Annotated in this window: 10 protein-coding genes and 1 pseudogene; 10 read left to right on the forward strand and 1 reads right to left on the reverse strand. The window is 54.6% G+C overall.

Annotation, left to right across the window (positions count from 1 at the left end; all coding sequences use genetic code 11):
* Window positions 1-4: 4 nt before the first annotated feature.
* The 8 genes and pseudogenes from hemC to ypfJ all read left to right on the forward strand — a co-directional run bounded on the left by hemC (window position 5) and on the right by ypfJ (window position 9,006).
* Complete coding sequence (gene hemC / locus NSU14_RS03595; RefSeq protein ID WP_340942931.1) at window positions 5-1,012, forward strand: hydroxymethylbilane synthase; 1,008 nt, start codon at window positions 5-7, stop codon at window positions 1,010-1,012.
* A 21-nt stretch (window positions 1,013-1,033) separates the two neighbouring features.
* A complete protein-coding gene (gene cobA, locus NSU14_RS03600; RefSeq protein ID WP_042141576.1) occupies window positions 1,034-2,581 on the forward strand; it encodes a uroporphyrinogen-III C-methyltransferase in 1,548 nt (515 codons plus the stop codon).
* A gap of 152 nt (window positions 2,582-2,733) precedes the next feature.
* Window positions 2,734-3,732: a porphobilinogen synthase gene (gene hemB, locus NSU14_RS03605; RefSeq protein ID WP_340942935.1), complete on the forward strand. Its 999-nt coding sequence runs from the start codon at window positions 2,734-2,736 to the stop codon at window positions 3,730-3,732.
* Between the two features lie 44 nt (window positions 3,733-3,776).
* Window positions 3,777-5,078, forward strand: coding sequence for a glutamate-1-semialdehyde 2,1-aminomutase (gene hemL / locus NSU14_RS03610; RefSeq protein WP_042139601.1), 1,302 nt, complete (start codon window positions 3,777-3,779; stop codon window positions 5,076-5,078).
* An 86-nt stretch (window positions 5,079-5,164) separates the two neighbouring features.
* Window positions 5,165-5,926: pseudogene (locus NSU14_RS03615) on the forward strand (RluA family pseudouridine synthase); the annotation flags it as partial.
* Window positions 5,927-6,790: 864 nt separating this feature from the next.
* Window positions 6,791-7,228 (forward strand): hypothetical protein, encoded by a 438-nt coding sequence (locus tag NSU14_RS03620; protein ID WP_340942937.1) that lies wholly within the window; start codon window positions 6,791-6,793, stop codon window positions 7,226-7,228.
* Window positions 7,229-7,422: 194 nt separating this feature from the next.
* Entirely contained in the window at window positions 7,423-7,977 is a 555-nt protein-coding gene (locus NSU14_RS03625) for a hypothetical protein (RefSeq protein ID WP_042139599.1), read from the forward strand.
* 171 nt (window positions 7,978-8,148) lie between these two features.
* Window positions 8,149-9,006, forward strand: a complete 858-nt coding sequence (ypfJ, locus tag NSU14_RS03630; protein ID WP_042139598.1) for a KPN_02809 family neutral zinc metallopeptidase — start codon at window positions 8,149-8,151, stop codon at window positions 9,004-9,006.
* Window positions 9,007-9,313: 307 nt separating this feature from the next.
* Here ypfJ and NSU14_RS03635 read toward each other — a convergent pair whose 3' ends face one another.
* Window positions 9,314-10,555, reverse strand: a complete 1,242-nt coding sequence (locus NSU14_RS03635; RefSeq protein WP_340942940.1) for a GGDEF domain-containing protein — start codon at window positions 10,553-10,555, stop codon at window positions 9,314-9,316.
* A 197-nt stretch (window positions 10,556-10,752) separates the two neighbouring features.
* Between NSU14_RS03635 and NSU14_RS03640 the strand changes: the two genes are divergently transcribed.
* Window positions 10,753-12,174: a glycosyltransferase family 4 protein gene (locus NSU14_RS03640; RefSeq protein ID WP_052422066.1), complete on the forward strand. Its 1,422-nt coding sequence runs from the start codon at window positions 10,753-10,755 to the stop codon at window positions 12,172-12,174.
* Window positions 12,175-12,311: 137 nt separating this feature from the next.
* Window positions 12,312-13,697, forward strand: coding sequence for a LysM peptidoglycan-binding domain-containing protein (locus NSU14_RS03645; RefSeq protein ID WP_076247815.1), 1,386 nt, complete (start codon window positions 12,312-12,314; stop codon window positions 13,695-13,697).
* The last annotated feature ends 187 nt before the right edge of the window (window positions 13,698-13,884 follow it).

Here is a 13,884-nt window from a genome sequence, read left to right on the forward strand (position 1 = left end):
GTTCATGCGGAAGATTATTGTGGGCAGCAGACAGAGTGCGCTGGCGCTGACGCAGACAGGGCATGTGATTGCCGATCTGGAGCGGCTTAGCGGGGAGCATGGCTTTGATTTTACTTTTGAGGTGCATAAGATTGTTACCAAAGGCGACCGGATTCTTGATGTCACACTGTCCAAGGTGGGCGGTAAGGGTCTTTTTGTGAAGGAAATTGAGCAGGCCATGCTGGCCAAAGAAATCGATATGGCAGTACATAGTATGAAGGATATGCCTTCCGAATTGCCGGGAGGCTTGATTAATGGTGCAGTGCCGAAGCGGGTAGATCCGCGGGACTGCCTGATCTCAAGCAGCGGAGCAGGCCTTGAGGATCTGCCGCAGGGCGCGCGCGTAGGCACAAGCAGCCTGCGGCGCTCCAGCCAGCTGGCCGCGCTCCGGCCGGATCTGGTTATTGAGCCGGTGCGCGGCAATATTGACTCGCGGCTGAAGAAGCTGGAGAGCGGCGAATACGACGCGATTCTGCTGGCAGCGGCAGGCTTGTCGCGGATGGGCTGGCAGGACCGGGTAACGGCTTATCTGCCGCCGGAAATCTGCCTGCCCGCTGTGGGCCAGGGAGCTCTCGGCATCGAATGCCGTGAAGACGATGAGGAGCTGCGCAAGCTGCTCGCGCTCTACAATGATGAGCGCACCGCTCTTACGGTGACGGCGGAGCGCACATTCCTCGGCGCCCTGAATGGCGGCTGTCAGGTGCCGATCGGCGCCTACGCTGTGCTGGAGACGGAGAAGGCCGGGACAACGGGAACAACCGGGACTATTCATTCCGGCGGGACTTCTGGAGAAGGCGGCCTGTTAATCACTTTAACCGGAATGGTGGGAACACCGGACGGATCGGTAATCCTTAAAGAAACCTGCACGGGAGAAGATCCGGTGCAGCTCGGTGCGGAGGTTGCCCGTAAGCTGATTGCCAGGGGCGCAGAGAAGATTTTGGCGGATGTAAAGGGACAGGATACTCAGGGATAAGGTGATAAGGGGATGACGGAGATGGCGGGGAAGGTTTATCTTGTAGGTGCAGGTCCGGGGGATGCCAAGCTGATTACGGTTAAAGGTCTGGAGTGTATCCAGAAGGCAGATGTGCTGGTCTATGACCGGCTGGCGAGTCCAAGGCTGTTGAAGTGGATGAAGCCGGGCGGGGAGAAAATATACGTAGGCAAGCTGCCGGACCGCCATACGATGAAGCAGGAGGACATTAATCAGCTGCTTGTCGATCTCGCTCTGGAGGGCAAAACGGTAGTGCGTCTGAAGGGCGGAGACCCGGTGATTTTTGGCCGGGTGGGTGAAGAAGCGGAGCTGCTGCGGCGGCATGGCATCTACTACGAGATTGTGCCGGGTATTACCTCGGCTATCAGCGTCCCGGCGTACGCCGGTATTCCGGTAACCCACCGGGAGGCTGCGTCTTCCCTGTCGATCATTACCGGACATGAGAGCCCGGATAAGCTGGATCATTCCATTCATTGGGATAAGGTGACGAATGCCACGGGAACCCTGGTGTTCCTGATGGGCGTCGCCAAAATCGGATATATCAGCGCCCAGCTGATGAAGCACGGGCGTCCGCCGGAAACGCCGGTGGCGCTGGTGCGCTGGGGGACACGTGCCGATCAGGAGACACTAACCGGCACGCTTGCCGACATTGAAGCGAAGGTCAAGGCGGCGGATTTCCAGCCGCCGGCCGTTATCGTTGTCGGCGATGTAGTGCTCCAGCGGGAGCACCTCATGTGGGTTGAAGCGATGCCGCTGTTCGGCAAGCGGATTGTGGTGACGCGGGCCCGCAGCCAGGCCAGCGAACTGGTAGACCGGATCGAGGAGCTTGGCGGCGAACCGTATGAGTTCCCTGTCATTGAGACGGTTATGCAGCGTGATGCGGACAAGCAGGCAGAGATTGCTTCAGCGCTTGGCCGGCTTCCAGAGTACGACTGGGTGTTCTTCACCAGTCCGAACGGCGTGGACTTCTTCATGCGCCATCTGGCGCAGTTGAAGACGGATCTGCGCGGTCTGTACCGTGCGCGGATATGTGCGGTGGGACCGGGTACGGCTGCGGCGCTTGCCGGGCGCGGGCTGATTGCCGAAGAACTGCCTGGACGCTTCCAGGCAGAAGGGCTGATTGAAGCCTTCGGCGATCAGCTGCAGCCGGGGCAGAAGGTGCTGCTGCCGCGCGGCGATCTGGCGCGCGAGTGGCTGCCCGGCAAGCTGAAGGAGCTGGAGCTGGAAGTGACTGAAGTGGATACGTATGAGACTGTGGTTACTGGTGAAGATGATATTGAACTGGTGAAGCTGCTCGAAGAGAAACGGATTCATGCGGTCACCTTCACCAGCTCTTCCACGGTGCGCAACTTCATCTCTATCCTGAAACGGATGGGCCTGGAAGATCCGCTGACGCTGCTGGCGGGGGTCAAAATCGCCTGCATAGGTCCGGTAACCGAACAGACTGCTGTGAAGGCCGGGTTGACTCCGGGCTTGCTCCCGGACGAAGCGACGATCGAAGGGCTGGTGCAGGAGCTCTGCCGCTGGAATGAAACAACGAGGCTCAGATAACCTGCGGCCTGGTTTCCGCTATTCCGCTATGCAGTCTGGGCCCTGCAATTTTGAACAATGCATTTCAACTTTGCGTTTTGTGATTTCATATTCGAATAAGGCTTGAGACAGATAGATGTGTTTAAATACTTACTGTACAGGAGGAAACAGCAATGAGCTTTCCAATAACTAGACACCGCCGCTTGCGCGGTACAGCCGGAATCCGAGGAATGGTGCGGGAGACCGTCCTGAACGTGCTGGACTTTATCCAGCCGATATTTGTAACCTACGGTACCGGTGTGAAGAATGAGATTGGCTCCATGCCCGGCGTGTATCACTTCTCGCTGGATACCCTGAAGGCGGAAGTGGATGAGATTGCCTCCCTGGGAATTCCGGCCGTATTACTGTTCGGCATTCCCGAAACGAAGGACGCCATCGGCTCCTCCGGATTCGCTGAGGACGGCATTGTGCAGGAGGCTACCCGGCTGATTAAGCAGTGGTATCCCGAGCTGCTGGTTGTCGCCGACACCTGTCTGTGTGAATTCACCGACCACGGCCACTGCGGTATGGTACATACCCATACAGTTGACGGCGTAGTACATGGCGATGTGCTTAACGATGCTTCGCTGGAGCTGCTGACCCGCACGGCGGTATCCCAGGCCCGGGCCGGTGCGGATATTATCGCGCCTTCCAATATGATGGACGGGTTCGTGCAGGCGATCCGCAGCGGCCTTGACGAGAATGGTTTTGAGCATGTGCCGATCATGTCCTATTCGGTAAAATACGCATCCGCCTTCTACGGCCCCTTCCGTGAAGCGGCAGATTCTGCACCGCAATTCGGTAACCGCAAAACGTACCAGATGGACCCGGCCAATCTGCGGGAAGCGATCCGTGAGGCTGATTCAGATGTGCTGGAAGGCGCTGACATGCTGATGGTTAAGCCCGCGCTGGCTTATCTGGATGTCATCCGGACGATCCGCGACCAGTTCGATCTGCCGCTGGTGGCTTACAACGTGAGCGGTGAATATTCAATGGTAAAAGCGGCTGCACAGCAGGGCTGGATCGATGAGCAGGCAGTTGTCCTGGAAATGCTGACCGGCATGAAGCGCGCCGGAGCAGATATTATTATTACGTATTTCGCCAAGGATGCAGCCCGCTGGCTGCGCGGCTAGACTATATTCAGCTGTATAATTCAGCAGAGCAGGAGTGAAGAAGCATGGGCAATGTGCCGCTTACACGCAGGGAAGAGGCTTCCCGCACAGCTTTTGAAGAAGCGAAACAGTATATTCCGGGAGGGGTCAACAGCCCGGTCCGGGCATTCAAATCCGTAGGATTGACCCCGGTTTATGTAGACAGAGGCGAAGGCTCGCGTATCTTCGATATCGACGGCAACAGCTTCATCGACTACGTCTGCTCGTGGGGACCGCTGATTATGGGCCATGCCCATCCGGAAGTGGTGAAGGCGCTGCAGGAGACTGCGGTTAAAGGGACAAGCTTCGGCGCACCGACACTGCTGGAGACCGAAATGGCCAAGACCGTGGTGGAACGTGTAGCATCGGTGGACATTGTGCGCATGGTGAACTCGGGAACAGAAGCTACGATGAGTGCCATCCGGCTAGCCCGCGGATATACAGGACGCAGCAAAATCCTCAAGTTCGAAGGCTCCTACCACGGCCACGCCGACAGCCTGCTGATCAAAGCCGGTTCCGGGGTTGCCACATTGGGATTGCCGGATAGCCCCGGTGTGCCGGAAGGTGTAGCCATCAACACCATAACAGTACCTTACAATGACCTGGAAGGGGTCAAAATCGCGTTCGAACGTTACGGCAATGAGATTGCCGCTGTGATTGTTGAGCCGATTGCCGGGAATATGGGCGTAGTGCCTCCGCTTCCGGGTTTCCTGGAGGGTCTGCGCAAGGTGACGACGGGGTATGGCGCGCTATTGATTTTTGATGAAGTGATGACCGGCTTCCGGGTGGACCGCGGCTGTGCGCAAGGGTTGTACGGTTTGGACCCTGATCTGACCTGCTTCGGCAAGGTTATCGGCGGCGGTCTCCCGGTAGGTGCCTATGGCGGCAAAAGAGAGATTATGGAGCAGATCGCTCCGTCCGGTCCGATCTATCAGGCAGGCACACTCAGCGGGAATCCGCTGGCCATGGCAGCTGGTTACAGCACGCTGAAGCTGCTGACACCTGAAGTATATACCCGTCTGGAGGTGTTGGGTGCACGTCTGGAAGCGGGCCTTAAGCGTAACGCGCAGGAAACTGGCATCCCTCTCACGATTAACCGTGTGGGCTCTATGGTCTGCCCGTTCTTCACTGAAGGACCGGTTGTCAACTTCGAGACGGCCAAGACCAGCAACCTGGATCTGTTCAAGCGTTATTTCGGCAAAATGCTTGATCAGGGCATCAGCGTTCCCCCATCCCAGTTTGAAGGCATGTTCGTATCCGCTGTGCACAGTGAGCAGGATATTGATGATACGATTGAGGGCCATTATAATGCCCTGAAGTCGCTATGACAGGCGGGCCGGAGGAGTTGTCCTGCACAAGTATCCCTAGTGGAGCGGATGCAGATACAGGGAATACTGGCGCGGTCATCAGGAACATCACCGGCGGCGGCAAATGGACCCGGCGCGGAGAGTGGCTTCAAGTCATGCCGGGCCGGGTGATTACGGCTGCGGCCGACAGGCAGACCGCCATTGACGCCTGGCTGCTCGGCACGGCCGGGATGCCGGAGAAGCTGCACTCGCGGCTGCGCCGCGAAGGCGGCATCCAGTGGAAGGGCGACCGGCTGATGCTATCCCTGTTCCCTTACCGGGAAGCAGGTATTGAGCCGGTATGGCAGGAGCTTGAAGTACTGTACGAGGATGACTTCTGCCTCGTGGTCCATAAACCGGCCGGCATGGCGGTTCATCCGGATGGCAGCGGAGAGGGCGTAACGCTGGATCATATCGTCGCAGCGCATTACGCCGCTTCCGGCGGAGGAGTAGCCGTCCGCCATATTCACCGCCTGGATAAGGATACAACAGGACCTGTGCTCTATGCGAAGAACGAATACGCCCAGCTTGTGCTGGACGAGGATATGCGCGACAAAACCGTATCCCGCCTCTACGCGGCGATTGTGGAAGGCATTGTGCCGCCTGAGCTTACCGTGATCGATGCCCCGATCGGCCGTGACCGCCATCATGCGGCGCGCCGGCGGGTCTCGCCGGGAGGACAGGCGGCGGTCACGCGAATCATAGGGCGGGAAGCGCTGCCTGGCGGAACTGTGCTGAAGGTGCAGCTGGAGACGGGGCGCACGCACCAGATTCGTGTCCACCTCAGTCATGCGGGTCATCCGCTGTACGGGGATGACCTCTACGGCGGACCCGGCTGGCATACAGCAAGTGTCCGTGCGGGCGGCAGCAAGAACGACAAGCTGCCGCTGCGTACGGAGCCGGGTAAGGTGAAGTCGGCGATTACAGCCTGGTTCGAAGAGCAGGAGAAGGCGGGCATTACACCGGGACTGCAGGAGCCAGGCAAGCTGGCTGGTCCGGGCCGGCCGGAGGTTAAGCTTAAGGCCAAGGCGAAGCCGGCAGGTGCAGACCGGCAGGCGCTGCATGGCGAGAAGCTTATTTTTGCCCACCCCTGGACCCGAAGCAGGGTCGAAGTATCCGATCCATGGCCGGAGGATATGCGGAAGCTTCGCGTGCAATTAGGCGGGGAGCCGCTGAACTAGTATAGCGCTTAGGAGTATGCGGCATGCTTAATTGCACTTTGTACAACTAAATCGTCAGTTTTACAACCAGTTATCCGTTTAGTTGTATTTCGTGCAATTAAACTGCCGTTTATAGAAGGTTTTCACCGATTCGGGCGGATTTAGTTGTACAGAATACAGTTATACGATGCAAGCACATCTTTTCGCTATTTTTAATTGTACAGAATACAACTATCACCGAGTTTCCATTTGAAATGGAATTTCATATAGCGGCTGATCGTCATCCGCGAAGCTATGTAAATTAACCAAGCAGCGATTCTCCCATAGGAGGTTGCTGCTTTTTTTTGCTATCTGCAGAACAAATTAATAGAAGTGACAGAGATTGGCTGAACAAGGCCAATGCCGCTATTTCTTTTCCGGCCCTTGCTGTTCTGTTACCCAAGCCTATCCGGCTGTAAATATTCCGGCGGAGCGCAGGGTTCCGCTGATACATTTCCGCATTGCTGTTCGTCTTACTGTAAAGGAGATGAGTCTATGAGACGCAAACGCAGAGTAATCCTGGCAACAGCACTGGGTGCAGCGGTTATTGCCACCGGACTGATACTGGCCGCACAGTTGAACAGCAAATACGGCATTTTGAGTATGGCTGCCCAGTTCCAGAGCTTCAAGGTGACAGTATACAATGAGTCCGACTTTGATCTGAGCATCCTTGAGACTGGTGTGGTTGCGAACGCAGCTGCCGGTGCCTCCACTGATGAACTCGGGAAAACGCTCAGCAGCGGAAAAACAATCAAAATCAGACCCCGGCTTAGCTTAAGCGGCGAGGGGGGCATTTATCTGAAATATACAGATCCAAGGGCGCCGGAGGTAGCTCAAACGGTTGGAATATGCTCCTACACCGAATCTTTATCCGGATATTCCAAGGTCACGATAACGAATAATAAAGTGACTGTGAAAGAGAATTGCAGCTGATATTGTTGCTGGTTTTATGGGGGCGATCTGCTTTTTAGCGCGTTTCACCTCCAGTTATCCCTTCATTTCCCTGTTAAAAATACATATTCCAATTTTTTGCAGTTTACTAGTAACATTTGTAACAGACGGATATCCAATATATTGATAAATATAGTATGTAAGCGTATCTCATAACATTAACTGGGGGAATCTTTGTGAAAAAAGTAACAAAACTAATGCTCGTAGCTGGTATCTCGTTGGCACTTGTAGGGGTAGGCAACAGCGGCGCCTTGAACAGTGTAACATCTGCAGCGAGCGCACCACTTAAGGTAGGCCGGGTGGAAGCGGCTGCCCATGGTACCAAATGCTTCACAGTAGCTGTTGCTGTAGTACAGAACGGTGTAATCGTTGCAGCTTCGCTGGATGATTATCAATTCCTGGGTACAGATGTAGCAACTGGCGTTCCTAACTCCGACAAAGAATTTGGCCTGAACGGCTACAAAGACCCTAACGTAGTTCTGGCTTCCAAGAAAGCTAACGCTAAATACTACAGCGAGCATATGGCTGAAGCAGCAGGCTCCACAGTTTCTTATGACAAGAACATTGCTGCTGTTGAGAAATTCGCTACAGGCAAAACAATCAAATCCCTTGAAATGACGCTTAGCAAGAAGTCCGCAGAGCAAGTAGTTGATGCTGTAAGCGGTGCTACTCTGGTGGATACCTCTAACTATCTGAAAGCAATTTTGGACGCTGCTAAAGCTGCCAAATAATTGCCCTTTTCATATTTACTTACGGGACTCCTTCACGGCTGCGGCTGTGCGGGAGTCTTTTTTATGTCCGCTTTACGGGGAGAGGCGAGTGGGACCCCTGTGTTTATGGGTATAACAGTATTAAGATGAAATACATCCTGTAAACCGGAATTCATAACTGGGGGTTGGGCCATGAAATGGCAGGGCAGAAGAGGCAGTTCGAATGTAGAAGACCGCAGAGGAAGCAGAGGCGGAGGCGGCAAGCTGATTGGCGGCGGAATTAGCGGGATCATTATTGTGGTGATTGTTACGCTGCTGAGCGGCGGGAATATCGGTGATATTATGGGCAATCTGACTTCCACAGGCTCCAGCACCAGCTCTAATGTTCCTTACGAGCAGACCGCACAGGAGAAGGAGTTGTCGGAATTTGTATCCGTAGTACTGGCAGATACCGAAGATGTCTGGTCCGAAGTCTTCCAGGAGCAGGGGAAGACGTACCAGGACCCTACGCTTGTGCTCTATAGCGGCAGCGTGGACTCTGCCTGCGGAACCGCCAGTTCGGCAGTCGGGCCGTTCTATTGCCCCGGGGACGCCAAGCTGTATATCGATCTCAGCTTCTACGACGAGTTGCAACAGCAATTCAATGCTCCGGGCGATTTCGCCATGGCTTATGTAATTGCCCATGAGGTGGGTCACCATGTGCAGACACTGCTGGGTGCTTCCGAGCAGCTGAATTCGCTGCGCCAGAGCCTGAGCGAGACCGAATTCAACAAAGTTCAGGTCCGCTTTGAGCTGCAGGCCGATTATTACGCCGGGGTATGGGCGAAGCATGCCCAAGGAATGAACCTGCTGGAGGAAGGGGATCTGGAGGAAGCCTTAACCGCGGCGAGCGCAGTGGGGGACGACACGATCCAGAAGCGGGCACAAGGCTATGTGGTGCCTGACAGCTTCACTCACGGCACCTCCGAGCAGCGCAAACGCTGGTTCTACAAAGGGTTCAACTCCGGCACCATTGAAGGCGGAGATACTTTTAATGCCACTGAGCTGTAGAGGCTAAGCTGTAGATACTGAACGGTAGAGGCAAGCGTATCCGTCCCAATGCTGGTTTATACTGGCGAAGACAGGCCCTCTGTCTTCTCAAAAGCCTTTAAATGTCAATAAAGCAGCGATTCTCTTGGTCATTGGAGGATCGCTGCTTTGCGTTATTGTTTATAGTTCTTTAAAGATTTTTGTAACCATTCCCGCTTAAACAGCGGAGCCTCCATCCAAGCGGCCATTTCATGGCTTTTGGGACAGCTCCCTCTTGCTTGCAATGCACAGCGCTCCCGTACCTGATCTTCACCGTTCTAAAGTCCGGCTACGGACGAAGGTCATTGCGGTACGAGAGCCGGTTGCGGCCGAGTTTTTTGGATTCAAGCAGAAGCTGGTCGGCGTAGACATAGCCTTTTTCCATAGAAGTCTTCTGGCCGGGGTCTGCCTTGTAATAGTACAGTCCGAAAGAGGCGGAATACGGCACGCGGATCATCTGGTCCTCGAATTCTGCGGCTACGCTGTGTCCGTGAAGGCTGTCCAGGATTGCCTGAATCTGTGACTGGCACTCCTCAAAGGTTCTGTTCCTGAGAAACACGGTGAACTCTTCCCCGCCGCTGCGGAACAGGATGTCTTCTTCCTGCAGAAATTGCTTCAGTGTATCGGCAAAATCAATAATGACGCGGTCACCGACGGCGTGGTTGAAGGAATCGTTGATTTTTTTGAAACGGTCGATATCCGCCACTACAATTCCGATATATTCCCCGCTCTGGTTCAGCTCCTTCATCATCTTGTCCATGTGGGCCCGGTTATAGGTTCCTGTCAGGAAGTCGCGGTAAGCCATCTGCTCGAACTTGTCGCGTTCATATTTGTGCTGGGCGCTTTGCGATTTGGAATAGAAGGAGAGGCTGACGATGTAATTGAGCAGGAAGAGGGCAATCAGCATTTCCCATTTCTCCATTTGCAGCAGGCGCAGGAGCAGCGCATTGGTCAGGGCTACCTTGCTGAAATCAAGCAGGTTACGGCTCCGGAACAGCAGGTGACGGGCTTCCTTGCGTGTCTTGATGTCTCCAGAGAGCGCGAAGGTTATGATCAGGAACGTGGAGGACAGCAATGTGGTGACACAGACGACCAGGAGAAACAGGAGCCAGTATCCGAGCGGAAATCTCTCCGCAAAAGGGTGAAGCACAGTGTACAGATAATACGCGGCCGAGCCGCCCAGTGTAAAGGACCCAATATTGTAGAAGGTGTCCAGAAATTCGCCGGGATCGGCGGTTTTTGTCTTCTTTTTATAGAAAAATACAACGAAGCGGTATACGGTTTCGAACAGAAAGGTGCCCAGCGGTCCGGCGAAAATTCCGAACGAAGAGGTATAGCTGATAGCATAATCGATCGTAGAATTCCCGCTCCGGGTCACGATGCGCAGTTGAAAGTAGAAGCTGGAGAAGAGCGTATAGAGCACCAGCGCCTTGATATATGTATGGTCCAGAACTATAGCATGTTTGGGAATGAAAGCTATAGCAACGGAAGTGGCAAACAGGGAAAGGTCAAATACCCGTGCTTTAGACATGACAGAAGTTTTCCTTTCAGGATTTATACCGATTATAACCGAAAAGACGTTTTTTGATTATAAAGTTATTTTGGGATTTTTATAGATTGAACCATACACCCATGTCCTATATCCGGCAGCGGTCATATAATACTTTGTTAATGTGGAGCCGTCTGCTCTCGTGCAGAAGTGAATCTATAAGCCGGGGAGAGGAAGTTATGAAAATATTGCTGGTTACCTACTGGGGCCTTACCAATATGGGCGGGATCTGGACGTATATGAAACAGCTTGCCGATAAGCTGAGCGAACAGGGACACTCCGTCACACTCATGGGAAGCCATGTGGAGAACAACACCTTGTATTTGCTCGGGCAGAATGCTTCTTTTGATAAAAAAGCTTTCTATACCCTGCTGCTCCCGCACCTCGATATTACCTTATTCCCGCATCTGCATCTGGAGCATGGGATATTCAGCTTTGAGCTGGGACGTTATGTATTTGAGGGTGGAGCAGCGGTTCTGGGGCTGGAGAATTATGATGTCATTCATGCCCAGGACCCCATTGCCTCCTACGCGCTGCGGCGGATTATGCGACGTCCGGTTCCTCTCGTATCCAGTGTGCACGGGGCATTGTCCCGGGAAGCTTATTATGAATACAAAGGGCTTGAGCCTGGACTTACCCGCGAGGAATATGAGCGTCGGCCGATCTGGCGGTATTTCCGGCGGATGGAGGCGCTCGCGGCCCGGTCAGCTGACTTGATTATGGTCTCTTCGAACTGGATTGGTCAGCTGACTCAGGAGCTCGGTGTAAGCAGAGAACGGATTCATACTTTGCCGTATGGAGTGAATCTGGAGCAGTATGCGGCCAGGGCGGCGAGGCCTTCACCGCTTAAGATCGGAGGCGGAACCAAAGTAATCATGTATGCCGGACGCCTCGAATATATCAAAGGTGTGCATGTACTGATCGAGGCTCTGGGAATGCTGCAGAAGCACCGCACAGACTGGACCTGTGTAGTGGCCGGCATAGGCAGCCTGCTGGAAGAGCTCAGGGAACAGGCGCGCCAGCTTGGGATTCTGGAGCATATCCGCTTTGCCGGGAAGCTGGATAATATTCCGGCAGCACTAAGTGAGGCTGATATTTATGTACAGCCTTCCCTGCAGGATACTCAGCCGTTCTCGGTCACCGAGGCTCAGCTTGCAGGCATTGCCCCGATTGTTGCCGGCACTTCAGGTATGCCGGAAATGGTCCGCCACGGGGAGACCGGCTGGATCGTTCCGCCCGGTGATGCCGCCCGGCTGGCCGGGCTGCTGGAACAGCTGCTGGATAATGAGGAGCTGAGAGTACGTACCGGCTTCCAGGCAAGGGAGTGGGCGCAGCGCAGCCGTTCACTGGATGTCATGGCGGCCGGAACGCTGAATGTATACCGTAAAGCCATAAGTATGCTGGAGAGCGTACAAAGCCCGGCAGTCCGCTCGGCCTTGGGAGCAGAGCCGGCGGCAGGACCCGTTCCCGGAGCCTTCCATCCAGCCGATGTGCTGAATGCAATGTATCCCGGCATTCCGCTTGCGGCGAGCATGCGGGCAAGGCTCCCGCAGGATTATTCCATTCCGGACCCTCTTACGGTACTCACCGATCCGAAATAATTTCCTGTCCGCCGAAGTAGGCGGCAAAGTTGTCATGCCTTCCTGATTGAAGCATATACATGAGTGGAGTAACATTTTGGGCTTATGCTCTGGGCTTGTCTCAGGGATAGATTATGCCAAGAAGGAGGACATTTCCCGTGTTTGACCAGTCACACGGCTTGCGGTTTGATATTTATGAACGCATTCACCTTTCGGAAGAGCTTCCGGGAATAGCTGAGCTGGAGGAAGTCGAGCTGATTCCCGACATCCAGGTAATCCAGCGGGAGGACCGGGCGGAATTGCACGGGCAACTGCTGCTCACCGGACTCTACCGGGGGGAAGATGATCGCACACAGCGTCTGGAGCATGCGATTCCTGTTGAAATCACAGTCCCGCTGACACGGGTCAGCTCACTTGAAGACATAGGGGTTGAGATCGAGAATTTCGATATTGACCTGCTTACGATGCGAACCGTCAACATAACAGGGGTGCTCTCGCTGCGCGGAATCGGAAACGCGGATGCCCAGCCGGCCTGGCAGCAGGAGGAATATACAGTAGCCTACTCCCCTGAGGCTGAAGCGGATAACCGCGGGCCGGAGAATGATGCGCTATATGAAAATTCGCTCTGGACCTACGGGGAAGGTGTCGCGGAGGTTTCAGTGGAGGATCAGGAATATGCGGATTCCGTGGAAGCCGCGGGTAATCCGCTATTCCTGGAAGGCTCTTTATACACTCAGCCTTCGGCCTTAGTATCCGCTCAGTTGAAGGACAAGGAACCCAAGGTAAGAACGCATAACCTGGATTCCTCACCCGCAACCGTTCCATCCGGAACAGCGGATTCCGGGCAGAACTACAGCAAATCTGCGGCTGAGCCGGTCTCCAGTCATTTTCTTCCTTCCCGGGAGAAGACAGAAGAGCCTGGTGCGGTAAATGATTCGTTCAAGGCAGGTACGGAGGAGCCCGGTTTCCAGACGGGGACAGCCGCGTTGAATACTGTGGATCATTGGGGTACTGCCAGTCTTCATGCAGTCAATCAGGCAGAGCCGGTATTCACATCCGCAGCCAGTGATGATACAGCAGTGCTGGCCGAGAATGAAGAAGTGCCTGAAGAGGTTCAGGCTATAGACAATGAGAGCTTCGTGTCCGAGGAGTTCTTACCTCCCCAGGAGGAGAAGCAGGATCTCAAGATTGCGCTGGGCAGCAAAAAAGATCCGGCAATTGCCGAGCAGGAGCCATTGACCTTCTCTTCGCTGCTCAGCTCCAGCCGTGCGCGCAAGGAGCAGGAGATTCTTCATTCCGAGGAGGTAGCCTCCAAAGCGGCGGTTATTCCTGAGGTAGGGAATGATACCGAATGGAAAAGCCGGTTCATCGGCGGCCTTGGCGGTACAGAGCTGTTCCGCAAAGTGCGGCTCTGCATCGTCCAGCGGGAAGAAACGCTGGATACGATTGCCGAGAAATATCAGCTCAGTACCAGAGAGTTGTCCATGTATAACCGGCTCTCCGGACAGAATGTAGAAGAAGGTCAGGTTTTGTATATTCCCTAGGATGGACTGGGGAATGCGGCAGGAAGTTGCGGGGGGCTGTCCCACAAGCCATGACATGGCTGCTTGGGGCAGCCTTATTTTTTTACATAGGGTATATCTTGGCCCGGCCTGTTGCGGGTTCATATTCGCTTAGGCAGGGTTAATGGTCACTACCGGCTTATGTCTTGGCAGATTCAACCAGCTGTGC

Origin of the sequence: Paenibacillus sp. FSL R10-2771 (assembly GCF_038000205.1) — a bacterium.
In the GTDB taxonomy this organism is placed as follows: Bacteria; Bacillota; Bacilli; order Paenibacillales; family Paenibacillaceae; genus Paenibacillus_AQ; species Paenibacillus_AQ phytohabitans.